The sequence below is a fragment of the uncultured Rikenella sp. genome (assembly GCF_948810725.1).
GTDB lineage: Bacteria > Bacteroidota > Bacteroidia > Bacteroidales > Rikenellaceae > Rikenella.
Map to the genome: position 1 here is coordinate 1 of NZ_CAQIVA010000027.1, position 23,769 is coordinate 23,769.

Genomic DNA, 23,769 nt, shown 5'->3' on the forward strand with positions numbered 1-23,769 from the left:
GTCGCGCCCAGAGAATAGGCCGAGCTTTTGCGACTCGCAGAGTCGCGCAGTTCGCTGCCACCCCACGCGGCGTACTGCAACTCGACGGAGCTCGTTGCATTCACCGCTGGCGGCGAACTGCCTACAGAGACGAATGAGCTGGACTTCTGCACCCTTTAGGGTTACGCGGGCCGGACGCCTGCCCACGGGCGGGACGCACAGCGTCTTTTACTGGCCGCCTCTACCCCACGACAGCACCTCCCGGTCGCCCGACCCACTTTAGTCGAGAGTGAATATTAAGGGTCGGAGCCAGCGTGGCCGGAAACGAGCATTGCGATGTTGCAGGCCTACGCCTGGGGTGGCTCCGGCCCGCGCGGTTCTGCGAACCGCAGGATTCAGCTCAAAAGTAGGGTAGAGGCTGTCTAATATTAGGGTAGCTCCGGCCCATTGCCCACCGCGGGCCCGCGGCGTTTATTCCGAGAGGAACGCAACTGAAAACCGTGGGCGCGGCTGCCCGAATAGCTGGTGCTGAGATACTGCGCGAGGAAGTGCAAATCCATGCCGTTGTTACTGCTTCTGGCGGCAGACCAGTTGAACCCGCCGTCGCCGACGTTCCATAACGCACCCTCACGACCGCCGCGGTAGCCCGGGGCGAGCCTTCGACCGCCCGAAACGAACGAATTTCAACCACACACAAACGGAGAAGAGGACGAATCCATGATTATACTGTACCTGAAATCCATCAACAAGATCATTCGCGATCCCGACCCCGGCGTTTTCGAGGAGTTGGGATACGACGACCTGTTGTGGATCGACCTCGTCGTCCCGACCGCCAAGGAACGCAAACTCGTTGAGAGCTTTCTCGACGTCAACCTCCTCACCCGTCAGCAGGCCGAAGAGATCGAAACCTCGTCGCGGTATGCCGAACTCGAAGAGTCCATCATCTGCAACACCACCTTCACCATCCTCAAAGAGGGCGGTTTCGAGACCGAAACCGTCTCCTTTATCCTGAGCGAAGGACTCCTCGTCTCGGAGCGGAACACCGACCTTCGCACCTTCAGCGAAGCCAGCCGCAAGATTCAGATGAACTACCGCTCCTATACGACCGGATACCACGTCCTGATCTCGATCCTCGAAGCCCGGATCGACCTCGACGCCGACATGGTCGAAATCATCTCGCGCCAGATCGCCACCCTCAGCGCCGCCAACAACGATGTGGACAAGAGCGTCGACAAACAAGTCCTTCTGGATATCAACCGCTTGCAGGAGAACACCATGATCCTGCGCGAGAGCATCTTCGACCGTCAGCGGCTCCTCTCCGGCATCCAGCGCAGCGAACGCTTCCCGAACGACACCTATCCCCGCGTCTCGATCATGATCAAAGACGTCGGGTCGCTCATCAACCACGCCGATTTCAGCTTTGAACGGCTGGAATTCCTTCAGGACACCTTCATGGGGCTGATCAACATCGAACAGAACAAGATCATTAAGATGTTTACCATCCTCTCGGTGATCTTCATGCCCCCGACCCTGATCGCCGGGATATACGGGATGAACTATCGGCTCGCCCCGTTCGACGAGTGGGAGTACGGGTTCCATTTCGCCATTCTGCTGATGTTCCTGTCGATCGGCGCCACCCTCTACTTCTTTAAACGAAAACGGTGGATGTGATGAGGCGTTTCGTGCTTTTTGTCGCCCTGTTTCTGGGAATTGCCGGATGGACGGCCTCTTGTGCGAGGTCGGACTATCCCGCCGCGTCGCAGCTGCGGAAAGTCAACCGGAAACTGCCTTACCTGGAATTTACGGCCGGGTTTAGCGGGGTGCCTGAAGGTGAGAATGTGCCGGTTTTTCTGGAGGCGTTGGATCGGGCGAAAGTTAAACGAGTGGACGGGGTTTGGCGGATGGCCATCGCTTCGCCGAAGGACGGGAATATGTCGTCCGAAGTGTTCAACTGTTTGCAGGAGACGGTCGAAAGGTCTAACAAACCCATCAGGTGCAGGGGGATTCGGGTGACGAAGCGGTAGGTTGAGCAGTTCTCGGGCGAGAAAATTCGGAGTGAAAAAGATGCAGGCCAGTGAAAAATCATTATATTTGTCATGGCCTGTATTATTTTTCACCAAAAACAAAACGAAATGAAGAAAATGTACGCATGGGGATGGGCATTGATTGCCTCTGTCGCATTGACCGCTTGCGGCGGCCCTGCCGCTTCGACGACAAACGGCGAAAATACCGAAACCGCTGCTGCTGAAGAGACGCCCAAGCAATGGACCGAAGTGGCACGTCTCACCGGCTCGGGAGACAAGAAATCCGATGTATTTACGCTGGGCAAAGGAAAGTCTCGGCTGCGTTATGACTTCAAAGCCGGCCAGTTCGGCGGTATGCTCGGCGTTTACGTCGTGGAAGAGGGAGTGGATATTATGCGCAGCGGCGGCATACCCGAAGTCATGGTGAATGAATCGGAAGAGGGGGAGAGTAGCTTGAGTCATCTCTCTGCCGGGAATTATTACCTGAACGTGATGGGAGTCAACGGCAAGTGGACGGTGATCGTGGAAGAGTTCAAATAGACCGACCGATCGTTCCGGAGGTGCGGAAAGGCACGCTTCGAAAAGAAAAAAGGATCGCTGACATTCAGCGATCCTTTTTGTTGGTGCCCAGGACAAGAGCTGCGATATTTCTCTTGAGAAAGGAAAAGAATTGATTCCCTTACTATTAAGATTTCTGTAGGAGAAGGAATTGTGCCTTTTTCTGCGCATGAAATCGCAATTTAGTCCCCCTTTCAGTCCCCCTCTGACGGTTGCTTAAAGAACGACGATTCAGCCAAGATATCCGCATTCTCTTCCAACGAAATTTTCAGGTAGGCCATAAACGACTTCACGGTTGTGTGAGTGGAGATCTTCATCACGGCCGCAATCGGAATTCCCGCCTTGACCATATTCGTTATACCGCTTCGCCGAGCGGTGTGATTCGACACCAATTGCCATTTGGGCGACACTTCCGTAATGCGTCGGCCGCCCGCATAATGGGTGATTTCGATCGGGCTGTCAATACCAGCCAACTTACACACCTCTTTGATGTGCTCATTCAATTTTTGCTCGCTGAGCGGTGTGGCAATGTCGAATCCGGAATCGAGTATTTCCCGAATGACCCAATGAACCGGGATGACCGTATGAGCATCGGTCTTCTTGGTGCGAATACGAATGCGATCGTCCTGAATATTGACCTCTGACAGCCGGTTAAAGTCCGATACTCGTAAGCCTGTGAACGCACCGATCAGAAACTTATTCTTAGCCACATTATACCCCGCAATCCGGCGAGCCATATTTTGCGGCCGCTGGTCGGCTTTGGGGAAATGCTGCAGCACCAATTCCGGAGTGATCCGAAGGCGGTGGATGCGAATCAATTCCTCTACAGTCAGGTAAATCGTGTCCGCCGTTCGCTGAACCGCCTTGAACTCCCGATGCGCCGTTCCGTTCAAATTGTGGAGGCCGTCGGTATCCCGTGCTTCGCGATAGACCACCATAATACACTTTATCAGCGCGCCAAAGTAGTTAAGCGAATACGGCGTATTCGAGTCTTCGCGCTTTAGAGTGTAAATGAATCGTTCGAAATCCCGGTAAAATTTGATATCGATATGCTCGAAATTCAGTCGGACTTTTCGGACAGCCTCGTATTGTTTCAGCTTGCGAATCGCTGTTACATATTTGTTGGTTGTGGATACCGCGCGAATACCCCGGTAACGATCGATATACTCTTGGAAGTAATCGGTAAAGAGGATGTCCGGAACGGCTTTTCCACCGGATAGAAAGAAGTCTGTTTTTTCCCAGAACTCAGCCTGGCTTGGAATAGAGCGATGCTCTACGAAATATTCGATTGACTGCGACGCTGCGACAAATATCTCATTCAATACTTTATTGATTCGGCGGCCGGCGGATCGAAACTCAGCAGATTCTTTACAACGTTGAGCGGCGGCATTCCAATAACGTACAGGCACACTTTCTCCTACTGCTCGCCGAAAGGTCGATCCTTTGAAAGCGATCTTGGTAATAATCGGGGTAGATTCCCGATCCTTGTATTTCAGATAGAAACCGATCGACATCTTATCTTTTCTCCATCAATACACCAATCAAACGCTCCTTTTCTGCGATCATTTTGTTTTTCTCTTCGAGCAGCAAGTTCTTGCTTTCAATCTCGGCTTGCAACTGTTGGATCTGCATTTGTGCTTTTTCCAATTCATCTTCGCAAGCTGCCAAATGAATGTCTCCCTCCACCTTATTTTGAGACCCTGAGACCCTATGTCCGATTTCGGCAGGATGAATCACAATGTTTTCGTCAAAAAAATAAGCAGCAGGGACTTGTAGATGACTTGCTATTTTGGATAGTAATGCAGCGTCAATGGATGCTTTGTGAAGGATCTTATGAAGGTTCGCTTCTGTGGTGCCAATCTCTTCTGCAAATCTTTTTTTTACAATCTTCCGAGACTCAAGAATAGCGTTGATTTCGCTGCCGATATGCTTCATGTTTTGCTGGATGAAATGGAATATTTACACGCTCTTATTTGGATAATACTATCCAATATGTTATGTTTGCGGTGTCGTAAAGTTTACGATGTGGCAAATATAAGAATAGTAGCATGTCTGTTCCTAAGTAAAACTCAAAAAACGAAAAAAATGACTTTCAAGGACTATTACGATTCTCTTCCACCTAAAGCCCCCATGGCACCTAAACGAGCGTTTGTTCTACGGTTCGCCAAACTCTGCAAGCGATCGGAAAGAACGGTATATATGTGGTTGATGGGTGTCCAAAAACCAGATGCTTTGGCACAATCCATTATCGCAAAGGAGTTGGGCACTACGGAACAAGAACTATTCCCCACTGAGCATGAAACGCATTGAGTTTTTTACTGACCCCAGAACTGGCGAAGCAATGTTCCAAATAGTCGGGGAGTCTGTTGCGCGGCAGCTGACTGAAGATGATCGAGAGATTATCGAGGAGTTGTTGCGGATGAGCGAGACATTCTATCCGGAACAATACGCTGCGCTCTGTCGGGAGTATGCTGCCAGTTCTCGCAATCGGAAGTACTACGACTTTTTACGCGCCCGGAGAATTGCGAATTGTTGTTTCGGCACGAACGAAAGTCATCCGGATATCGATGAACAAGGGAATTGTCTGTTTGAGGATGTATCATGCCCACTCAAGGCCGAGTGTAAGTATTACCATGTTATTTGCCATCCGACTTTTTGCACTTCGTTGTCTGAACGAGAGCTGCAAGTGATGGAGCTGATTTTTCGAAACGAGTCTGCCGATCAGATTGCAGACCATCTCTACTTGTCTGTACATACAGTGCGCAATCACCGAAAAAACGCATTGCGCAAACTCGGTTTTCATTCAACGGAAGAGTTCATCGATTTCGCCCATCGCACAAAAATGTTCGAAAAATGAATGCGATCGATTTGACTCCATATATCGACAGGAAAGGTATGGCTCGTATCGACGACCTGCTGAAAGACTTGGGATATGTAGAAGCGGAAGAAATTTTGGCGACGCGGATTGATACGGTTGCCATTGCTCAAGTACTGCATATATCTCTGAAAACGCTCTATACCTACATCCGGTTAGAGTTGATTGAACTTGGGCCGGATCGGCGAATGCCGCTCAAGAAAGTTCTAAGACTGGACTTCAAAGAATTGCAACGTGAAGCGAAATTGCGCAAAAGCGTTCCTTTCAAGAGACAAAACAGAGGAGGCAAACGACAACAATCAAACAAGTAGATATATGTACCCCGATCTTGATGCCTCCGGACGGATCAGCATACTGGAGATGAGCCACGAGGAGGCTGAGACGCTCCACACCGCCCTGATGCGGATATTGAACGACCTCCCGCCGGCCGAGCAGGTCGCTTTCCGCCGACTGCTGATCCAACTTGAAAAACTGCTACCAACTAACACTCTACCATAATGAAAGACACGATTATCACCACCATCAACCACATCGAGATCGTCGTTACCTCCGATATGTGCGTCCCCATCAAGCCGATATGCGAAGCATTAGGCATAGCCTTTCCTCGACAGTCCGACAAGATCAAATCGGACACAATTTTAAGTTCAACCGTTACCCTGAGGGTAACAGTTGGTGCAGATGGGAAGCAACGAGAAATGTTATGTCTTCCACTGAAATATGTGTTCGGTTGGATATTCTCCATCAATCCGGACAATGTAAAAGAAGATGCACGAGACAATATCATAAGATATAAGCAAGAGTGCTATGATGCCCTTTACGAGTACTTCCACAAGCGGTATATCAACTACGACGAACGGGAACGCTCATTCGAGCGGACGATCGCTTTGCAGAAAGAGTTGGCCGATTTGAGACTCAAGGCCGAGAAGACCGGCACCGACTTCGATCGTTATCTGGAGATCGAACAGCAGCTGCGACATGAAAAGGCCGTGCGCAAGGCGCTGACTGCCGAAAGTCTGACAGCCCTCAAAACCCTGTTCGATTAGCGATGAACGAGATTAGGCACGGCATTCCCCGGCATGATTATTTTGCCATTCTGCAGCCCGTTTATCAACGAGGCGGTATAGATTGCGCCGGTATCGGCCGTGGATTGGGGTTGCCCTATAAATTGGTCAATCCGTACACGAAAGAGGAAGTAATCGCCACGTTGGTCTGCCGTCGGACGATATACACCTCCAGCGCGGAGTTCGAGGCTTTGGCCTACGTGTTATACGGAGTCGATAAGGAAGTTCTATTGGAACAGTTGCGTACCCGATATGAGAACATGGTCGAAGAGCTCGTAGAGATTTGGACATTCAAGAAAGACTGACATGCGCTATATAGACGAAGATAAACTATACCAAGAGACCGACGGCGGCAAGGATATATTCCGGTACTACTACCGTGATTACGATTTCGGCAAGCGGCCTCCGATGAAGATCAAGGTGAGGGACGAGAAGACCGCTTCCGCCCAGATCACCTACTATCAGGGCTATTGGCGGATCACCGACTTCGGCAATCAGGATGAAGTGAATAGTCTGAAGGGTGTTGCTTTCGTGATGTACCGGGAGAACCTGAACTATTACGAAGCACTGAAGTTCGTCGAAGAGGTGATCGTTCGTCATGAGGTCGGCGGTTCCGGCTGGCAACGTCCGCGTTGGCGGCCTGACTACGAAATGCGGGAGATGGGGCCGGACGATGTAAAAGGTCGTTACAACTTCGTCTACAAAGAAGAGAGCGAGATAACCCGGAAAGACCTCGAAGCCTTTGGTCGGTATGTGACCAAAGAGACACTGCAGGATTTCAATTGCCGGGTACTGAAAGAGTATGAGTACTGCTCTTTCAGCGAGAAACATAAACGAGACGTTGTCCACAAGTTCATCGCGACCGAAGACTATCCCATGTTCGTCTTCGACTACGGAGATTTTCAGAAACTCTATCGGCCTCATGATCTGGAGAAGAAGAATCGATTTCTGTACGTCGGCCGGAAGCCGAAAAACTACATCTATGGGCTTCGACAGCTACAGGCGGCCAAGAACGAGCTGGTCAGTGATGACGAGGACGGAGAAGAGACCATCGCACCTCCGGAAAAGGCGAACGCTCGTCTGAAAGACATCTTCCGATGCAGTGGCGAATCGGACGCGCTGAATCTGCACAGTCTCGGTTTCCATGTCTATTGGTTGAACTCGGAGACGGCCGAGCTGACCTATGACGAGTACAAGGAGATCGACGACCTCTGTGTCAATCATTATCAGATCATGGATTTGGACGCAACCGGTCGGGCGATGGCGCTTAAGAATGCGGTCAAATACATCGACCTGCTGACCATCGAGCTGCCGGAGTGGCTTGGTACGAAGAAAGATTTCCGGGGTAATCCTTGCAAAGACCTCAAGGACTTCATCAACCTGATCGGGGAAAGCGAAGAGGAGACCCGCAAGCAGTTCATCTACCGGAAAGCCAAAGCCCGAAAGGTGAAGTTCTGGAGCCGCAGTGAAAAAGGCGAGTATTCCATCAACATGGAGTATTTCTACTTCTTCCTCAAGGCTAACGGCTTCTACCAGATGGAATATCGGCACATGAAAAACACCGACTACTGCTATGCTTGGATCAAGGGCAAGGTGGTCGATTTGATTCCGCCGGACGGCATCAAACGAATCGTAAAACGATTTACCAAGAACTGGATCAAGAGCAAGAACCTGACCGACGAGATCGCCATACTGAACAAACTGAACACCTCGAACCAGATATCGGAGGCCAATATCGACACGATGGATAATGTCGAGATCGAGTTCCGGAACGTATCGAAGGAGTATGAGTATCTGCATTTCCGCAACGCCTCGTTGCGTATTTCCCGGGCCGCCGTCGAACGCATCAAGCACGAAGAGGTACCGAACCACATTCTCGGAGCCATCACCATCAAGAACGAGGTGATTTCGCACGTGATACCGCGGAATATATCGTTGCTCGACCGTCAGCCCGTGGAGGTGAATGCCACCCCGCCGTATCAGGCTCTGCTCGATCGGCAGGCAGCCGCTACATCGATCGAAGAGCGGGAGGCTGTAGCCGCTGAGATTGCGCTGATGCCGGAGATCGACCGCTACGATGTCCAATTCCGCGAAGGGTTCATCTTCACGGACTTCCTGCGGGATATAACCCGGATGCACTGGCGCAAAGAGCAGGAGGAGGGGCAGGAACTGACGGAGACCGAGCAGCGGGAAGAAATGCTGGCATTGGCCAACGTGATGTTCTGTCTCGGTTATCTGGCGGCCCAGTATAAAAATCAGGGGAAACCGTGGATCGTCTTTCTGCAGGACACGAAGATCTCGGAAATCGGGAAATCCTCCGGCCGTTCCGGGAAATCACTGGTCAGTCAGGCGCTCAAATACGTGCGGCAGCATTTCTATATCGAAGGTCGCAATCTCGATGACAAGAACCAGTTTCAGTTCATCTATGACGGTCTGACTGAATTTCACGACGTGATCGAGGTGGACGACCTCGCGGAGTTCGGCAACTTCACCTTTTTCTATACCCAGACGACCGGGAACCGGACGGTGAACAGCAAGCACACCTCGCCTTTTGTCCTGAGTTATGAGGACAGCGGGAAAATGATTATCTCCTCGAACTTCGAACTGCCGAATACCGATTCCAGTACGATGGCCCGCCTCCTGAATTGCGGCGTCTCGGATTATTACCACGAGAAGACCAAGTTCAACGACTACAAGGAGACCCGGTCGCCGCTATCGAAATTCGGCCGGCAGCTCTATGCCGACTTTACGGAAGACGAGTGGATCGAGTTCTACAATTTCATCGCCTATTGCATCCAGCTGCAGATGCGTTTCGACAAGATACAGCCGCCGATGGAGAACCTCGAACGCCGGCAGTTGCGCCGCGAGATGAGCGAGGGTCTCGGCCGTGAAGAGAACTTCCTGAAGTGGGCGGACGACTATTTCCAAGTGTGGGAGGCAGCGAACGGCCCCCGTCCGGCCCGTTCGGCTCCGGATGCAGAATGCGCCTATCTCGATACTTTGTTCAGTCGAGCGGCCGCATTCCAGCACTTCATGGAGAACAGCGGGATATCGGAGAACAAACGGAAGTCATACAATGCTCAGCGGTTCAAGACCCATCTGGCCGCATGGGCCAAGTATCACGGTTTTGTATTGAACCCGGATCGGATCGCCAATACGAAAGACGGTCGGATCATGCAGAAAATCGACGGCAAGGTTACCGAGCTGTTCTACATCTCTACCAATCCGAATGATCTCGATCTTGAGACAGAGATCGCTACACCGGTGCCGCCGGACACCCCGGACTTGCCATTCTAACCTATGATCGGTATGAACACACAATATGATTTGATAGACATTGTCGTCGCCCGGGTCTTCGACATCGATCCGGTCATGCTGCGGGCCGAGACGCGCAAGGAGCGCGCCGCTTTTGCCCGTTTTCTGGCTTTTCGGCTTCGGAGTGAACAAGGATTGGACAACTCCGCGATCGGACTCCTCTATCATCGGGATCAGGAAACCGTTCGGCGCGGTATCCGGAAGGCGGCCGAGCTGGAGCGATACGACAAAGGATTTCGGGAGCGTTGTCAGAGCGTTATCCGTATGCTGAACGAAGGGATGATTCCCTATGATCCGTCTAAACTCAGTGTCGGCCATGCCGTCCGCACACGACCGGACAGTGCCGGTGTCGCCCGGCTGGGTACTGTAACGAAAATCACGGAAGAGACTTTCACGGTGGAATCGTTCGAGAATCCCGGCTACCACACCACACATCAGCTCGATACGGGCCGCTTGTCGCCGCAATTCGAGACCTCGCTCGATATTGTGCTGATTCAGGTTCCATGAACAACCTTTTCTGCAAGAGACGGACGACTGTAAAGTCGTCCGTTTTTCGTTGCGTAGCAACGTTACAGAGTCCCGGAACAGGTCGCCAGAACGCGACCTGTTCCGAGACACCTATTGTCGGGTACATTGGGTGTTGTCTCCTACGGAATCCAACGGAAACCCCGATTTTCCCCGGCCCCCGACCCCCGAATATGAAAAAACAATCGTAACCTGTAACTGTAACCTATATATGTTTGTCGGCTTGCGAGTTATTCGGTTACAACTTGGTTACAACTCTATTTAAAAGTTGTAACCTAAAAAGAGATGTAACCTGAAGAGAGAGCCCGGATCGCTTTCCGAAAGGCCGGGTTACAACTTTTTTGCAACGGATCGGAAAATTTCGCATTTGGGTATCAAACGGTTACAAACTCAGCAAATGGCTGTAACCATGTAATGATTTGGTTGTCAAACGAATCCGAGGCCGGTTACAAACTTGGGCCGATTTTGCCCCTCCGTAACCTATGCAACTACCGCCGGGCCGCAAGCGGCCGGGAGTGCCCTTACGAAATCCAACGCCGATTTTTACTTGTAAGGAGGCTGCGTTGAAGTCTTTCCATTGCGGAGAAATAGCAGTAACTTTATCAAAGAGTGATCGTTATCATGGAATTAACCTTGCATATCAAAGACCCGATCCTGCGGTGTTACTTCGTCGGTCGCTTTCCGCGACAGGACGACGGATATTGTTTGGTCGACAGTCGGAGTCTGACCGGAATGGCGATCACGAGTCTCGTATCCCATGCCGATCGGATATTGCCTTCCGCGCCGGATCCGGACGACAGCGCAGTGGCCATCCGGCTCTCACGATCCAAGTACAGCGATCCTCACCGGGGAAAGGCTCTCTTCCTGACACCTCATGCGGAGGCGCAGATCAATGCCACCCTCAAGCGCGAGTTCGATAACGACTTCACCGCTTTTTGCAGCACCGCCCGGGTTTGCGGGTTTCAGGTCAAGGACGCCATCGAAGCCTTCATCCATGAGTACGGGATGGAAACCCTCTTCCGCGGTGACATCGAAACCCTCAAGAAAAAGTTCTACCGCTATGAGGTTTCAACCCGTACTCAGCTGCACGAAACTTTGCGTCAGAAGGCGAATTATGCTGTCCGGAAAGTGCGTCGGATCATGAATAAAGTCGCATTGTGATGTATATCAACACCTTACATTATTTTGCCGCGATTTTCACCAAAAACTGTTGAAAATAAAGCAAGCCGCCCGCTATGAAAAGAGAATTTTCGTCCCTTGTCCGGATCGCCCCCATCCGGAACCGGCAGATCGGTGAACCGTCGACCCTGACGACCTATTCGGATGTCTCGTTCGACGAAGAGGCGAAGACCTCCACGCAGGGAGTCTTGTACGACCAGTTCCTCAAGATCGCCGTACCGCGCGCGGAGGCCGAGACGCTCCTGTCGCTGATTCCTCGGTTCCGGGCACAGGTATGGCTGCACGACGGCGCCGATTTTCATTCGTGGGGTACGATCGATATCCCCGTTCAGGTGGTTGTGATACCCCGCGCCGAGACCGTTTCGCTCGAGATGAGCTGCAAATCCCTACGGCCGCTCCTGCACGGTTAGTCCTTTACTCTCCAGCCGGAGAAGCGGATTTTTGCAATAAAAAAATGGTCTTCTCTCTCGCCCGGCTGATCGACTCCCATCTGCTTGTCGAACCGAAGTTTCTCGACCGTTTCATCGTCGAGAGTCTTCTCCATGCCAACACCCCGCCGCCCGCCTTCGACCCGCGCAGCGTCGTCAAGACTCTTCCGGCCTTGTCGGACAGCGATATTGCCGTAACATTCGACCTCTCGGAAATCACCGCTGACAAAGAGTTCGTATTCTACCATCCCATCTCCGGGATGATCCTCTCTCATCCCTCCTTCTATTACGACTGGGGCTATGGCTGGCGCGAGATGTTCTCGACCACCGGTTTTCTGAATAACCTGAAGGCGGCCGACGCCATGCCGAACGTGCTCGCCCATTTTCTGCACATCAATTCCGGCGGGGGCGTCGCATGGCTGCTCGACGTGGCGGCCGAGGCGATGCGCGCATGTAAAAAGCCCATCTACGCCTTTATCGAATACCAGTGCTGTTCGGCAGCCTACTATCTCGCCAGTCAGGCGACCGTTGTCAAAGCCTTTACGCAAAACGACATCATCGGCAGTATCGGCACCCTGACCACCGGGATCAATCTGGACGGTTACTACGAGCAGCTCGGTATCAAAATGGTGGAAGCCTATGCCACCCGTTCGGATCGCAAAAACAAGACAGTGAACGATCTGCTCGACGGCAAGCCGGAAGAGTACATCAAGACCATGCTCGACCCGCTCCAGCAGCAGTTCGAGAAGAATGTGCGTGCCGGTCGGCCGCAGCTGAACGACCTTCCCGAAGATCATCCTGTATTCCGGGGGGAAATCTTCTTTGCCTCTGAGGCACAGGAACTCGGTCTGATCGACGGCATCCTGCCCGATCTGAGCGCCGCGCTGCGGGAAGCCTATGACCTCGGCGTCAGTGTACGCGACAGCAACCAAATATCAACCAATATCTAACCAACATGAAGTTCATCGAACAATTGAAAGCCGTGTTCATCTCGCTCAAGATGGTGGACAAGGCTCGGAATCAGGAGATGACCACTGCCGACTGGAAGGCCATTCGGGTAGCGTACCGCAAAGAGTACGGCACCGAACTCGCCGACGATCAGGCCGAGTTCCAGCGGCAGCAGGAAGCAAAAACCTCCATTGCCGGCGATCCGTCTCAAGAGGCAGCGGACAACGCCGCCGCCTTGGCCATCCTGAATGCCGCCCTCGCCGAAGCCAGTGGCGGTAATGACAACGAGAGTACCCCGGCCGGAGATGCTGCCACCCCGATTCAGCGCACCGACTCCGTCGTCGATGCGGCACATGCCATCGCCGGCGCACTCCGCGAAATGAGCCGGCAGACCTTGCCCGACAAACCGGCCACCGTCAATGGCTCGGCTCTGTCGCCGAACGGCCCCGGCCACACCGAAGCCTATTTCTGTGGCATCGAACATCCGATCTTCTCGATGTCGCGGCGGTACAACCGGATCGCGCTGAATCCGGCTCTCGCTCTGACGCAACCGCTCAACGCCGTCATGGAGAAAGAGATCGGTAACGCGTTCCGGGCGCAGCTCAGCGAATACGCCGGTATCGTTGCCAATCGTATCAACGAGTTGCGGCAGGCCAATCTGCTCAATCCGGCCCTGTTGGCCGAAGGCGTCAGCATCGGCATTGATCCGAAAGGACTGGGCGACCAGTATCTGACCCGGCGTACCGACCTGTTGATTGCCCGGTTGGCCGAAATCCAGCACGTCTACGACATCTTCCCGCGTCGCTTCGGGGTACAAGACCGTGAAGTGATGGTTAACGCTTTCTTCGGGGACTTCTCGCAGGCCTATCAGAAAGGCGGTATCTGGAAAGGCAACGTCGAGTTGCAGCCGGAGATCTGTTACGTGGACGACGCGATGTTCAAGACGTTGTTCAACTCCATGAAGGAGATCGAGCGTCAATACATCGGCTATCTGAATACGGAGGGCTCCGATCCGATCAAGTGGACGATGATCGAATGGGCGATGTTGAACATCTCGACCAAGCTGATCGAAGAACAGAACCAGCGGAAGGTGCTCGGCATCTACGTGAAACCCGAAGACGGCAAGTCGGGCCATACGCTGAACGCCGGCACCGGGGTCTACTACACTTTGCTGCGGTATTACAACGAAGGTAAGATCGCACTGGTGGACGATTCTGCATTCTCCGGTTATACGAGCGGTTCGACGATGGTGGCCTGCGTGACCAATTTCCTGTTGTATCTCTCCGAACGTGTTCCGGATCTCGACAAATACGAGGTTATCCTGAATGCCAACCACCGGGCCATGTGGAAAGCCGGGATTCGGGATATCTACGGTAAGGACAACGACTTTACCGGGCCGCAGGGCGATGTCGTTCCCGACCATCAGAACCGAATCCGCTGGTGTCCGTATGGGAAGACGCTGCCGTTCATCTGGGTGCAGAAGCCGGGCAACATCCAATCGATCGAGCTGACCGCCGGTGAGATGCACGCCGTGCAGTTCGATTCCGACATGGAAGACGTCAAGGCATGGAGCATCTGGAAAGAGGGAACCTCGGCTACCTATGCCGGTAAACCGTTTAAGACGAAAGCCGACCGGGCGGAACACGGGTTCGAGGATCAGGAGATCTTCTGCAACAAACCGTGCGTCACTTTGGAAGCCGATGCCGAAACGGTGACCGTCAGCGGCGATATCCGGCACTATGTGACCGGCGAGAACACGGCGGCCAAAGCGATCACCGACATCACCGGAGCAAAACCCGGCGTGGCCTATATGATCGAAGTCGGCGACGAAACCCAGCCGCAGACCATTGCGAAAGCGGACAAGTTTGCCGACTTGACCGAAGCCTTCACTCCGACCAAGAAGGGAGATTACCTGATGGTGATCCTGAATGCGGACGGCGATAAGTTCCGGGAATTGGAGCGCTGCGTCGGTGGTACCCGCACCATCAATCAGGCTCTCCAGCCTAACGTGCCGGGCGGCCGATAGGCGGCGAAACGATGCCAGGGAGCCGTTCGGCGGCTCCCTTTTAACCTAAAAATTCATCGACATATGAAAAAACAAACCATCAAACGGGCCATCCGTGCGCATAAAATGGACATGGCTCGTAAACACAAACTGATGCTGACCCTGTTTCTCGTGGTGTTCGGCCTTTTCGCCGGTACCGCACTGGCGGCCGCAGCCTTCGACACGACCCTGTTGCCCGATGCGCTGACGGTGAGCGGCGGCACGGTTCTGGCCGGCAGCATGACGCTGATCGGCGACATCGAAGACACCTCGGACAAAGATGCCGCCGGCGGACAGATCGCCTATCAGGTGTGGCTCGTTCACTTGAGTCAGGTAGATCAGAACGTACCCTTTCCGAAACCGAATGCCAATCGGGAGGTCGGCACGATTCCGCTCAAGATCGGCGAGGTCATGTATTACTTCGAGGCGCACGACATTCCGACGGACGACGGAAAGAGCGAGAAGGGAGACTTCACGACCAGCAATACGAATACGTTCGTCATCCAGATGTCCGGGAACCGGGACAAGCTGCTGGACTTCATGGAAGAGTTCACCGGCGGGAAGTTCGTGATCATCTATCGGGAGTGCGAGTCGGACAACTACTTCGTGATGGGTAACCCCTGCAAGCCGATGATCCTGAAGACGTCGGAACGGGCCAACAACAAAGAGAAGCGCAGTTTGACTTTCACATTCGAGAATACGACCTGGCGGCAGCCGTACAAATACGTCGGCGCCATCGTCCGCTCGGAACCGGTATCGCTCGCGGCTGACACCGATACTCTCGCGATCGTCGCCAACAACGACCGGTATATTCTGCCGAACGGCACGACCGAAGCTGTTCCGGTGATCAAAGTAAGCGGGCTGACCGATAGCGACAAGGGGCGGACGATCACCGTTACCGGCGCCGGTTCGGATAACGCAGCCACCATCGAGGACGGAGCGGCATTCGTACTGGAGGGTGGAGCGACGTGGACGGCGAAGACCGGCAGCTCCATCACTTTCCGTGTGCTGGATCCGACCCGGCTGGTCGAAGTCGCCGGCACCCGTGTTCAAACAGCTTAATTCATAGTTATGGATTTTATCGCAAAGAAAAACGCTCACGATCGGCTTCTCGGTGTAACGCATCTCGAAGCCGACCGGGAGCTTCTGAAACAGAAAGCTCCCCAGCACCACCTGCTCAAGCGTGGTGTCTTCAACCGCCTGCAGGACGCCTCCTCGATCTTGTTCGCGTTGCTCGACTTCGCGACCGAAGAGGAGATCGTTCGTCATCGTCGTACCCTCGCAGCCGTGAAGGAGCGAGCCGCAGCTGAGGCTACCCGTCTGAAGGAAGAGGCCGAAGAGGCCGCCCGGATCAAGGCAGAGGAGGAAGCCCGGTTGAAAGCTGAGGAGGAAGAGGCCGCCCGGATCAAGGCTGAGGAGGAAGCCCGGTTGAAAGCAGAAGAGGAAGAAGCTGCCCGCCTCAAGGCCGAAGAAGAGGCCCGGTTGAAAGCCGAGGAGGAAGAGGCCGCCCGGATCAAGGCAGAGGAGGAAGCCCGGTTGAAAGCTGAGGAGGAAGAGGCCGCCCGGATCAAGGCTGAAAAGGAGGAACAGGCTAAAGCCCCCGAGGCTGCTACCGCATCGGCACCCAGCGAAAAAAAAAGCTCCTCAAAGAGCAAGAGTACCCCAAGATCCGCTGGGGATGCTTAGAAGACCCTGACACGGCTACGGCCCTCGTGATCTACGAAGACCGTATCCGGACTTATCGCCAGATGAAGGTTCTGGATGAACGACTCGACACAGCCCCCACCGACAGCGATGTCAAGGAGATGGCCGAGCTGCGCATTCAGAACCTTCTTTGCTTTCGCGAACTCCAGTCGTTGAACGACCGGGGTGTCTTCCTGAACGAGCATCCCTATCTGAAGAACCGAGCCGATTACGAAGAGCTGCTCGCGCTCTGGAACAGCGACCGCGACCGGTTCATCCGGCAGTACGAGAACTGCCGCAACAACATCCGCCGCTACATCGGGCGGATGAATCGCCGGGGGGCCACCGCCGAAGCGATCGAAGAGGCCCGCCGCTACAAAACGCGCCACGAACAGCGTGCCGCCATTTTCAAAAAAATACTATCCCATGCAAATACAGGTTCATAACCTCGGCCACCTGCCGACTGCCCCGCTGGACGACTTCCACGAACTGCAGGAAGACTTCAAGCTCCACGACGAGGAGAAGATGATGAAACTCGCGCTGATCATCGTAACACGGGGCTTCAAATACTCCTTCAAGGCGTGGCGCGATCCGGACGGCAAGCTCTGGATCATCGACGCCCATCAGCGCAAAAAAGCCCTCATGCACCTGCGGAACCGCGGGATGGATATTCCGGAGATACCTTACGAGCCGATCTACGCCGCCGACAAGAAAGAGGCCGTCGAGGAGATCGCCGCCTACAATTCCGAGTTCGCGCAGAAGAATCCGGACACCATCCTGTTCGAGAAGTACCAGATCACCTCCGAGTCGCTTTCGCAGTTCAATCTCGATCTCGGCGTGGAACCGGAAGCGCTCGACCTGAAGCTCGACACCAAGATGACCCTCACCGAACAACTCGACGAGCTTGATCTGGAGAAAGAGTATGCCGAAGCCGACCTTCCGGAACGGGCTATCACCCGTCCCGGCGACATCTGGCTACTCGGCCCGCATCGGCTGATGTGCGGCGACTCCTGTTCGTCGGCCGCCGTGGCCACCCTGATGAACGACCGCCGGGCCGACCTGCTGATCACCGACCCGCCCTACAACGTCGAGTACGAGGGAAAGACAGAGGATGCGCTGACAATCGCCAACGACTCCATGTCGGACGACGCTTTCGACAAGTTCCTTTTCCGAACGTTCAAGAACATGTATACCGTGGACAAGCCCGGCGCAGCGATCTACGTATTCCACAGCGACAGCGAGGGGCTGGCCTTTCGGCGCAACTTCGCGCGGGCCGGGTTCAAGCTGGCCCAGTGCTGCGTTTGGGTCAAGAACTCGATCGTGATGGGGCGTCAGGATTACCAATGGCAGCACGAACCGGTACTGTACGGCTGGAGAGAGGGGAAGGGGCACCGCTGGTATGCCGATCGTTCGCAGTCCACCGTCTGGCACTACGACAAACCGACGCGCAACGACATCCACCCGACCATGAAACCGGTGGCGCTCATCTCCTATCCGCTGTTGAACAGCTCGAAAGAGGGAGACGTGGTGGTCGATCTCTTCTGCGGCAGCGGCTCTATGCTGATGGCCTGCGAACAGCACAAGCGGGTCTGCTATACGATGGAACTGCTGGAGAAGTTCGTCGATGCCACCGTGGCCCGGTATATCGACGCCGTGGGCAGCGGTGAGGTCTACCTGCTGCGAAACGGCAAGAAACTGAGCTACGAGGAGGCGGCCGCACAATGACGATCGACGAACAGATACTCAAGCGGATTCGCGACATGGGAGCGATCGGGCACACCCCCGCCCAGATCGCCTCCCTGCTGCGCATCCCCGCCGCCGAGCGGGAGGCCTTTTTAGACGAGTTCACCCGACCTGAAACGAAAGTCTACGAGTCGTATGCCAACGGCAAGGCCATGATGGACTACAACACCAACGTGGAACTGGCCCGCGCCGCCGAGAAAGGCGACGTCGAGGCTATCACCAAGCTGGACGAACGCAAACAGGAACAGCGAGCCAACGAATTGCTGGCCGACCTGTTCGGAATCTGACGTTATGGATAATCTGGAGAAGATAGGGAGCATTCACCCCGACGTGATCGATGAGTTCATCCGCACCGGCAAGACCACCGTGATCCCGCCGGAGCTGCAGCGGATCATCAATCAGATGGTCTTCGCCATGCAGATCTGGAGTACCGAGCGGAACATCACCCGCGCGGCCAAGCGGCTGCAGGTGCGTACCAAAGCCGAACAGGGCGTGGAGATCAACATCAACACCGCCAAGAGCCGGATCTATGCCGCCCTGAACTATTTCGACGTCGATTGTAACGTGGCCGAAAACGTCTGGCTGCGGGACTACGCCAACAAGTTCGAGGATCTGGTGAAAGTCGCGCTGGCCAAAGGCCGGGTCGACATCGCCGAGCGGTGCATGGACAAAGCGAAAGAGTGCCGCCTGCAGGCGACTGCCGCAGACAAACAGGCCTCGCTGGGCGTGGTCTACGTCATGTCGAACGAGATCACCCCCGAAGATCTCGGCTTCACCAGCCGTTCCAAGAAAGAGATCGCCCGCAAGGCCAACGACGGCATCTACGCCAAGATCATCGACTCGCTGGATATTCCGGAACCGGAAAAGAGACGCCTGCGTGAAGATGCCGAAATCGAGGATGTACCCTTTACCGAACTTCAAAACGAGATGGACGATGACCCACGATAAGATCGCCGAGCTGGAGCAGAAATACATGAACCGGATGCAGCTGCGGGTGAACTGCATCGACACGAACGTGATTATCGCCGAGGTGGCCCGCGCCACCGGTAAGACCGAAGGGATCATCACCCCGCGGATGATCCGGGTGGCGGACGCCATGCCCGGCGAGGTGTCGTTCATGGTGCATAAGACCTACGTGGCCCTGATGACCAACATTATCCCCAACATCCGGGCTGCCTTTTCGCAGCCCACCGCCTCCGGTCGGCCGCTGCTGGAGGAGGGGATTCACTACGTGGTCGGAGCCAAGAAACTCCCTTCGCACTTCTGCAAACCCCGCCGGCCGATCACCTACCCGAAGCACAGCCTCGTCTTTGCCACCGGTCACCACCTCAAGCTCGTCAGCAGCGACATGCCGGAGTCCTCGGCCGGCGAGAGTGCCGTCCATGCCTTTATCGAGGAGATGAAGCTGCAAAAGGGGCAGAGCCTCAAGTCGAGGGTCTTTCCGGCCCTGCGGGGTGCCGTCGGAAAGATTCGCCAGTGTCCCTACTACCTCGGCATCACCGGCGTTACGGACACCGCCCGGCTCGACCTCGGCGAAGACAACTGGTACGAAGAATACGAACGGTACGTCGATGAAGAGGTGATCTGCGACATCGTGAACGCCGCCCTGCATCACGATAAGGCATTAGGGCGGTTGTTCGAGGTGAATAACGCGATCCGGTCGGAGACCAACCCCCTGACGATCGCCCGGCTTCAGGAAGAGCAGCGCCGCCTGAAACACCGTGTCGAAATCTGGAAGCCCATTCTGAACGAGATGCGCCGGAACCAAAGCTACTACATCCGTGCCTCGTCGTTCGCCAACAAGGACTTTCTCGGCCCGAAGTTCTTCCAGACCCAGTACGAGAGTCTGAGCGCCGACGAGTTCCTGTCGTCCATCTGCAACATCCGGATCCGGCGCGTGGTGAACATGTTCTTCTGCAACTTCAAGCCGGAGGTGCATTGCTACTCGGACAGCTACCGTTATTCGTCCATCCTGTCGTTCGACCTGGGCGACGACTTCCGCCTGACCGCCTCCTACCTCAAGTATTTTCGGCGCTCCGAACCGTTGATTCTCGGCTACGACCCCGGTTCGTTCCAGTCCGTCGTCGTCGCTCAGCAGGACGAACGGATGAACGAGTGCCGCATTCAGAAGGAGTTCTTCGTCTACTCCCCGTGGGATCAGGTGCAGCTGGCTAACAAGTTCGACGAGTTCTACGGCGAGGACTACGACAAGAGCGTGGAGATCCTGCTGTACTACGACCGCGCCGGGAACAAGCGGCGCGAGGATCAGGAGCAGATTACCACCGACGCCCGGCTGCTCAAGCGGGAACTGGAGAACCACGGTTACCGGGTGCGGCTGATGAACGAGGGGCAACGGACAATCTACCACTACGAGCAGTACAAACTGATGGCCATCCTTTTCTCGAACCGGTACAAAGGTCTGCCCCGCATCCTGATCGACGAGAACGAATGCCCCATGCTCAAGTCCGCCCTGCCGCTGGCGCCGCTCAAGAAGCGCGCCGACGGCCGTATCGAGTTGGACAAGAGTTCCGAGGTCAAGGTGCCGATACAATACCAGGCCGGCCTCTCGACACAGATACCCTCCGCCCTGATATACCTGCTTTTCGGGCTGTACGGAAACAAACTGCCCGCCGAGATGCAAAATATCCCGGAGCTGCCGGAAAATATCGTCCTGTAACCGAATAATTTCCGCCGAACCCGCAATAATCGGCCGAATCGATAACGAAAACAGGGGCAAAGGGTTGATTTGCAGGCTTGTTTCCTTTCAAAAGGCCGCATAACAAAAACGCAAACGAAGAAAAACAGCCGCCCCGCTAATTCCGAAAAAGTGTGTGCACGGCCCCGGCCGAGGCTGAAAATATGACAACCCCGTCCGAGTCATGGCGTTGCGGCTCGCTTCTCGCTTCGCACCGGAAACGCGCCGAGAAGGAGAATAAGGCCGCCGGGCGAGGCCATAATCCCCCGCCGGTGTCCTTTCGGTCGGGCGGACGGTCGGCTATCTTCGCTGTCGGGATGCACAACATGGGAGGCATAGAGGCGCTGCGGCTGGCGCGGGAGGTGTCGAAGGTGCCGGACGGTACCTTCACCATCGCCTTCTTTCCCTACAATCGGGTCAGGGGCGAAGCCTCGGCCACGCTGCGGGTGGTGGCCGGATGCAAGGTGCGGGCGCAGTTGCCGCGCGATCGCTTTTGGGTCGATTCGGAGAACTACTTCCTCTTCACCGACGCGCGAGGCGAGTGCAAGACCTGTTACCGCATCCTGATCCGCTTTATGGGATTCCCCCAGGATAACTTCAAACTACGCAAGATAGAATGGCTGTAAGACACAACGACAAGTTCGGCTACTGCGTGAACGAGAATAGCGTGCTCACCTTCCAGTTCGGCGGCGACTCGATGGCCGACCTCGAAGGCCGCCTCTTCGGCCGAACGCCCGCCTCGCTCCGCACCGGGCATCTGGTCAAGGTATCCGGTTACAACGTCCTCACTCGCGGCGTCAACGATACCGAGATCACCGACATCCGCGAGAACATCAAGAGCAACCGGCTGCTGCCCGAAGTGATCGAGAAGCAGGTACGCATCATGTACGGCCTCGGACTCTACGTCTACCGCATCGAGTTCGACAGCGACGGGAAGCTGGTGCAGCGGTGGGTGGACTGTCCGCCGATCACGGAGTGGCTGCGGTCGTGGAACGACTGCGGAATCACCGACGACGCGAACGATTTTGCACTGGAGTGCATCCGCCGATACTACTACTTCGAGGACTTCTTCGTGAAGTGGCGCTTCTTCAAGGGGCGGGCGATCGGCGGCCTGCCGGTGGCGGGGCTGGAGCTGGTGGAGAACTCCCGCGCCCGGCTCGCCTCCGAGAAGGAACTCAGCCCGTTCGGGAGCTACACCTACGACGACTTCACGCACGTGCTGGTCGGCGACTGGCGGTACCGGGGCGACTTCTCGGTCTATCCGCTGCTGCGGCCGCAGCACATCCGGAGATACGACGTGGCGATCTCCCACCATGCGAACGGAGATGTGGACGGCATCTACGGCCGCAATAAAGCCTATGACGGTTCGCGGGAGTGGCTGCTGGGTGCGAACGAGAATCCCCGCTTCATCCGCTCCTTCCTGCGCAACTCGATGGCCGCAAAAGTACACGTCATCATCCCGAACGAATGGGTGGCCGCCAAACGGAAACAGATTCAGGATCTGTGCGAGTATAACCGGAAACTCAAGCGGGAGAATAAGGAGCCGGTGCGGTATAACGGCGTGGAGATCGGCACCGACTTTCACGAAGGTCTGGTAACCCAGTACACCAACATCGAATTGGAGCGGCTCACCACCTACCTCTCCGGGGCCGACAATCAGGGCAAAATGTTCGCCTCGTTCTCGTTCCTCGGCAGCAAGGGCGAGGAGGTGAAGTGGAAGATCGAACAGATCGACCTCAAGTACAAGGAGTACATCGAATCGCTCATCTCGTTCGACCGGCGGGCCGACGAAGTGCTGCTGAGCGCGAAGGGGATCGACCCCAGCATCTCGAACGTCTCGAAAGAGGGGGTGATCTCCAAGTCGGGATCCGACGCCTACTACAACTACCTGCTCTATCTGTTGCAACTGCCGGCACCGGAGAAGATCTGCTGCGACGCGATCAACATGGCCGTCCGGGCCAACTTCCCCCACCTGTGGCGGCAGGGCTATATGGTCGGCTTCTACCGGCCCGTTCCGGCCCGCCAGCAGGAGGTCTCCCCGGACGATCGTATCACCTCGAATCAATAGAACCATGCCAACCATCGACACCATCATCACCGTCGAGACGCTGCGGGAGTACGCCCCCGGCGTGGACGGCTCGCTGCAGGAACCGACCATCCGCCCCTACCTCCGTCCGGCCCACAAGACCGTCGCCCAGATCGTCGGTATCGACGTATTCAACCGGGTGGCCGGGATGGAGGAGGGTTCCCTGCCGGACGCGTTACGGGCCGCCGTCGCCAACCGCGTCATGTACGACTACAAGCTCTTCGAGACCATCCGCAAACGGCAGACCGAACAGTCCGACACCTACAAGTACGAGCTGCAGGCCATGCAGGACACCTATCTCGGCTACTACTACGACGCACTCGACTCGCTGATCCGCGGCCTGAATGCCGTCGACGATCTGCCGGAGTGGCAGCAGGCGCCCGCCTGCAAGGCACTCGCCGCGCTCCTGATCCGAAACGCCGACGAGTTTCAGGAGTTCTACGGCATCGACTCGTCGGACTACTTCTTCTGGTCGTCGATCTTCATCCAGCGGCGCGTCATGGACGACTACCTGACCGGTATCGACCTCTCGGCGCTGGAGCCGGAGATGTTGCGGCGAGTGAAGACGGCGGTGGCCACCCTGACCGTGGCGTTCGCCCTGCGGCAGTTCGACATCTCCATGCTGC

28 protein-coding genes are annotated in these 23,769 nt (G+C 55.3%); 24 read left to right on the top strand and 4 right to left on the bottom strand.

The window, feature by feature from the left end; translation table 11 throughout:
- Window positions 1-407 precede the first annotated feature (407 nt).
- On the bottom strand, window positions 408-539 hold the full coding sequence (locus Q9S52_RS07535; protein ID WP_300730340.1) for a hypothetical protein: 132 nt from the start codon (window positions 537-539) through the stop codon (window positions 408-410).
- A gap of 157 nt (window positions 540-696) precedes the next feature.
- Here Q9S52_RS07535 and Q9S52_RS07540 point away from each other — a divergent pair, with 157 nt between their 5' ends.
- From Q9S52_RS07540 to Q9S52_RS07550, 3 genes are all read left to right on the top strand, one after another.
- The gene (locus Q9S52_RS07540) at window positions 697-1,650 is read left to right on the top strand and encodes a CorA family divalent cation transporter (RefSeq protein ID WP_294591797.1); all 954 of its coding nucleotides are present in this window, start codon (window positions 697-699) and stop codon (window positions 1,648-1,650) included.
- A complete protein-coding gene (locus Q9S52_RS07545; protein WP_304708674.1) occupies window positions 1,641-2,003 on the top strand; it encodes a hypothetical protein in 363 nt (120 codons plus the stop codon). Before Q9S52_RS07540 ends, Q9S52_RS07545 begins: the two co-directional genes overlap by 10 nt.
- Before the next feature lie 108 nt (window positions 2,004-2,111).
- Window positions 2,112-2,543 carry a hypothetical protein gene (locus Q9S52_RS07550; protein ID WP_297623922.1) on the top strand — a complete coding sequence of 144 codons (432 nt, stop codon included), beginning with the start codon at window positions 2,112-2,114 and terminating at the stop codon, window positions 2,541-2,543.
- A gap of 212 nt (window positions 2,544-2,755) precedes the next feature.
- Here the strand turns inward: Q9S52_RS07550 and Q9S52_RS07555 are convergent, their stop codons facing one another.
- Both Q9S52_RS07555 and Q9S52_RS07560 read right to left on the bottom strand, forming a co-directional pair.
- A complete protein-coding gene (locus Q9S52_RS07555; RefSeq protein ID WP_304708675.1) occupies window positions 2,756-4,075 on the bottom strand; it encodes a phage integrase SAM-like domain-containing protein in 1,320 nt (439 codons plus the stop codon).
- 1 nt (window position 4,076) lies between these two features.
- Window positions 4,077-4,496, bottom strand: coding sequence for a helix-turn-helix domain-containing protein (locus Q9S52_RS07560; RefSeq protein WP_304708676.1), 420 nt, complete (start codon window positions 4,494-4,496; stop codon window positions 4,077-4,079).
- 361 nt (window positions 4,497-4,857) lie between these two features.
- On the opposite strand from Q9S52_RS07560, the gene Q9S52_RS07565 reads away from it, so the two are divergent.
- From Q9S52_RS07565 to Q9S52_RS07575, 3 genes are read left to right on the top strand one after another with little or no spacing between them, the layout of a single operon-like run.
- Window positions 4,858-5,418: a response regulator transcription factor gene (locus Q9S52_RS07565; protein WP_304708678.1), complete on the top strand. Its 561-nt coding sequence runs from the start codon at window positions 4,858-4,860 to the stop codon at window positions 5,416-5,418.
- On the top strand, window positions 5,415-5,747 hold the full coding sequence (locus Q9S52_RS07570) for a hypothetical protein (protein WP_304708679.1): 333 nt from the start codon (window positions 5,415-5,417) through the stop codon (window positions 5,745-5,747). The genes Q9S52_RS07565 and Q9S52_RS07570 overlap by 4 nt, the downstream gene beginning before the upstream one ends.
- A gap of 4 nt (window positions 5,748-5,751) precedes the next feature.
- A complete protein-coding gene (locus Q9S52_RS07575) occupies window positions 5,752-5,934 on the top strand; it encodes a hypothetical protein (protein WP_304708680.1) in 183 nt (60 codons plus the stop codon).
- Here Q9S52_RS07575 and Q9S52_RS07580 read toward each other — a convergent pair.
- Window positions 5,918-6,070 carry a hypothetical protein gene (locus tag Q9S52_RS07580; protein WP_304708701.1) on the bottom strand — a complete coding sequence of 51 codons (153 nt, stop codon included), beginning with the start codon at window positions 6,068-6,070 and terminating at the stop codon, window positions 5,918-5,920. The genes Q9S52_RS07575 and Q9S52_RS07580 overlap by 17 nt on opposite strands.
- Here Q9S52_RS07580 and Q9S52_RS07585 point away from each other — a divergent pair.
- The 18 genes from Q9S52_RS07585 to Q9S52_RS07670 all read left to right on the top strand — a co-directional run.
- Window positions 6,030-6,479: a phage antirepressor N-terminal domain-containing protein gene (locus Q9S52_RS07585; protein ID WP_304708699.1), complete on the top strand. Its 450-nt coding sequence runs from the start codon at window positions 6,030-6,032 to the stop codon at window positions 6,477-6,479. The two genes, Q9S52_RS07580 and Q9S52_RS07585, sit on opposite strands and share 41 nt — an antisense overlap.
- A 2-nt stretch (window positions 6,480-6,481) precedes the next feature.
- Window positions 6,482-6,802 carry a hypothetical protein gene (locus Q9S52_RS07590; RefSeq protein ID WP_304708681.1) on the top strand — a complete coding sequence of 107 codons (321 nt, stop codon included), beginning with the start codon at window positions 6,482-6,484 and terminating at the stop codon, window positions 6,800-6,802.
- A gap of 1 nt (window position 6,803) precedes the next feature.
- Window positions 6,804-9,794 carry a hypothetical protein gene (locus tag Q9S52_RS07595; protein ID WP_304708682.1) on the top strand — a complete coding sequence of 997 codons (2,991 nt, stop codon included), beginning with the start codon at window positions 6,804-6,806 and terminating at the stop codon, window positions 9,792-9,794.
- Window positions 9,795-9,806: 12 nt separating this feature from the next.
- Window positions 9,807-10,319 carry a hypothetical protein gene (locus Q9S52_RS07600; protein WP_304708683.1) on the top strand — a complete coding sequence of 171 codons (513 nt, stop codon included), beginning with the start codon at window positions 9,807-9,809 and terminating at the stop codon, window positions 10,317-10,319.
- A gap of 639 nt (window positions 10,320-10,958) precedes the next feature.
- The gene (locus Q9S52_RS07605) at window positions 10,959-11,498 is read left to right on the top strand and encodes a hypothetical protein (RefSeq protein WP_304708684.1); all 540 of its coding nucleotides are present in this window, start codon (window positions 10,959-10,961) and stop codon (window positions 11,496-11,498) included.
- Window positions 11,499-11,572: 74 nt separating this feature from the next.
- Window positions 11,573-11,926, top strand: coding sequence for a hypothetical protein (locus Q9S52_RS07610; RefSeq protein WP_304708685.1), 354 nt, complete (start codon window positions 11,573-11,575; stop codon window positions 11,924-11,926).
- Window positions 11,927-11,970: 44 nt separating this feature from the next.
- A complete protein-coding gene (locus Q9S52_RS07615; RefSeq protein ID WP_304708686.1) occupies window positions 11,971-12,894 on the top strand; it encodes a S49 family peptidase in 924 nt (307 codons plus the stop codon).
- A gap of 5 nt (window positions 12,895-12,899) precedes the next feature.
- Window positions 12,900-14,918, top strand: coding sequence for a hypothetical protein (locus Q9S52_RS07620; protein WP_304708687.1), 2,019 nt, complete (start codon window positions 12,900-12,902; stop codon window positions 14,916-14,918).
- Between the two features lie 63 nt (window positions 14,919-14,981).
- On the top strand, window positions 14,982-15,998 hold the full coding sequence (locus Q9S52_RS07625; protein ID WP_304708688.1) for a hypothetical protein: 1,017 nt from the start codon (window positions 14,982-14,984) through the stop codon (window positions 15,996-15,998).
- A gap of 9 nt (window positions 15,999-16,007) precedes the next feature.
- Window positions 16,008-16,622 carry a hypothetical protein gene (locus tag Q9S52_RS07630; RefSeq protein WP_304708689.1) on the top strand — a complete coding sequence of 205 codons (615 nt, stop codon included), beginning with the start codon at window positions 16,008-16,010 and terminating at the stop codon, window positions 16,620-16,622.
- Window positions 16,623-16,648: 26 nt separating this feature from the next.
- The gene (locus tag Q9S52_RS07635; protein ID WP_304708690.1) at window positions 16,649-17,065 is read left to right on the top strand and encodes a hypothetical protein; all 417 of its coding nucleotides are present in this window, start codon (window positions 16,649-16,651) and stop codon (window positions 17,063-17,065) included.
- A complete protein-coding gene (locus Q9S52_RS07640) occupies window positions 17,046-18,344 on the top strand; it encodes a site-specific DNA-methyltransferase (protein ID WP_304708692.1) in 1,299 nt (432 codons plus the stop codon). Before Q9S52_RS07635 ends, Q9S52_RS07640 begins: the two co-directional genes overlap by 20 nt.
- Entirely contained in the window at window positions 18,341-18,649 is a 309-nt protein-coding gene (locus Q9S52_RS07645) for a hypothetical protein (RefSeq protein ID WP_304708693.1), read from the top strand. Before Q9S52_RS07640 ends, Q9S52_RS07645 begins: the two co-directional genes overlap by 4 nt.
- Before the next feature lie 4 nt (window positions 18,650-18,653).
- Window positions 18,654-19,310 (top strand): hypothetical protein, encoded by a 657-nt coding sequence (locus tag Q9S52_RS07650; RefSeq protein ID WP_304708694.1) that lies wholly within the window; start codon window positions 18,654-18,656, stop codon window positions 19,308-19,310.
- Entirely contained in the window at window positions 19,297-21,039 is a 1,743-nt protein-coding gene (locus Q9S52_RS07655; protein WP_304708695.1) for a hypothetical protein, read from the top strand. The genes Q9S52_RS07650 and Q9S52_RS07655 overlap by 14 nt, the downstream gene beginning before the upstream one ends.
- Window positions 21,040-21,329: 290 nt before the next feature.
- The gene (locus tag Q9S52_RS07660; protein ID WP_370648998.1) at window positions 21,330-21,683 is read left to right on the top strand and encodes a hypothetical protein; all 354 of its coding nucleotides are present in this window, start codon (window positions 21,330-21,332) and stop codon (window positions 21,681-21,683) included.
- Window positions 21,674-23,125, top strand: a complete 1,452-nt coding sequence (locus Q9S52_RS07665; RefSeq protein ID WP_304708696.1) for a hypothetical protein — start codon at window positions 21,674-21,676, stop codon at window positions 23,123-23,125. The genes Q9S52_RS07660 and Q9S52_RS07665 overlap by 10 nt, the downstream gene beginning before the upstream one ends.
- A gap of 4 nt (window positions 23,126-23,129) precedes the next feature.
- Window positions 23,130-23,769, top strand: a 640-nt coding sequence (locus Q9S52_RS07670; protein WP_304708697.1) for a hypothetical protein, incomplete at its 3' end; no start/stop codon positions are given.

Excerpts from the sequence above, each read along its gene's own strand:
- Q9S52_RS07620 (WP_304708687.1), top strand. The coding sequence starts at position 12,900 with ATGAAGTTCATCGAACAATTGAAAGCCGTGTTCATCTCGCTCAAGATG.
- Q9S52_RS07655 (WP_304708695.1), top strand. The coding sequence starts at position 19,297 with ATGACCCACGATAAGATCGCCGAGCTGGAGCAGAAATACATGAACCGG.
- Q9S52_RS07625 (WP_304708688.1), top strand. The coding sequence starts at position 14,982 with ATGAAAAAACAAACCATCAAACGGGCCATCCGTGCGCATAAAATGGAC.
- Q9S52_RS07645 (WP_304708693.1), top strand. The coding sequence starts at position 18,341 with ATGACGATCGACGAACAGATACTCAAGCGGATTCGCGACATGGGAGCG.
- Q9S52_RS07610 (WP_304708685.1), top strand. The coding sequence starts at position 11,573 with ATGAAAAGAGAATTTTCGTCCCTTGTCCGGATCGCCCCCATCCGGAAC.
- Q9S52_RS07650 (WP_304708694.1), top strand. The coding sequence starts at position 18,654 with ATGGATAATCTGGAGAAGATAGGGAGCATTCACCCCGACGTGATCGAT.
- Q9S52_RS07570 (WP_304708679.1), top strand. The coding sequence starts at position 5,415 with ATGAATGCGATCGATTTGACTCCATATATCGACAGGAAAGGTATGGCT.
- Q9S52_RS07555 (WP_304708675.1), bottom strand. The coding sequence starts at position 4,075 with ATGTCGATCGGTTTCTATCTGAAATACAAGGATCGGGAATCTACCCCG.
- Q9S52_RS07540 (WP_294591797.1), top strand. The coding sequence starts at position 697 with ATGATTATACTGTACCTGAAATCCATCAACAAGATCATTCGCGATCCC.
- Q9S52_RS07605 (WP_304708684.1), top strand. The coding sequence starts at position 10,959 with ATGGAATTAACCTTGCATATCAAAGACCCGATCCTGCGGTGTTACTTC.
- Q9S52_RS07560 (WP_304708676.1), bottom strand. The coding sequence starts at position 4,496 with ATGAAGCATATCGGCAGCGAAATCAACGCTATTCTTGAGTCTCGGAAG.
- Q9S52_RS07630 (WP_304708689.1), top strand. The coding sequence starts at position 16,008 with ATGGATTTTATCGCAAAGAAAAACGCTCACGATCGGCTTCTCGGTGTA.
- Q9S52_RS07535 (WP_300730340.1), bottom strand. The coding sequence starts at position 539 with ATGGATTTGCACTTCCTCGCGCAGTATCTCAGCACCAGCTATTCGGGC.
- Q9S52_RS07565 (WP_304708678.1), top strand. The coding sequence starts at position 4,858 with ATGAAACGCATTGAGTTTTTTACTGACCCCAGAACTGGCGAAGCAATG.
- Q9S52_RS07600 (WP_304708683.1), top strand. The coding sequence starts at position 9,807 with ATGAACACACAATATGATTTGATAGACATTGTCGTCGCCCGGGTCTTC.
- Q9S52_RS07575 (WP_304708680.1), top strand. The coding sequence starts at position 5,752 with ATGTACCCCGATCTTGATGCCTCCGGACGGATCAGCATACTGGAGATG.
- Q9S52_RS07640 (WP_304708692.1), top strand. The coding sequence starts at position 17,046 with ATGCAAATACAGGTTCATAACCTCGGCCACCTGCCGACTGCCCCGCTG.
- Q9S52_RS07590 (WP_304708681.1), top strand. The coding sequence starts at position 6,482 with ATGAACGAGATTAGGCACGGCATTCCCCGGCATGATTATTTTGCCATT.
- Q9S52_RS07595 (WP_304708682.1), top strand. The coding sequence starts at position 6,804 with ATGCGCTATATAGACGAAGATAAACTATACCAAGAGACCGACGGCGGC.
- Q9S52_RS07550 (WP_297623922.1), top strand. The coding sequence starts at position 2,112 with ATGAAGAAAATGTACGCATGGGGATGGGCATTGATTGCCTCTGTCGCA.
- Q9S52_RS07615 (WP_304708686.1), top strand. The coding sequence starts at position 11,971 with ATGGTCTTCTCTCTCGCCCGGCTGATCGACTCCCATCTGCTTGTCGAA.
- Q9S52_RS07665 (WP_304708696.1), top strand. The coding sequence starts at position 21,674 with ATGGCTGTAAGACACAACGACAAGTTCGGCTACTGCGTGAACGAGAAT.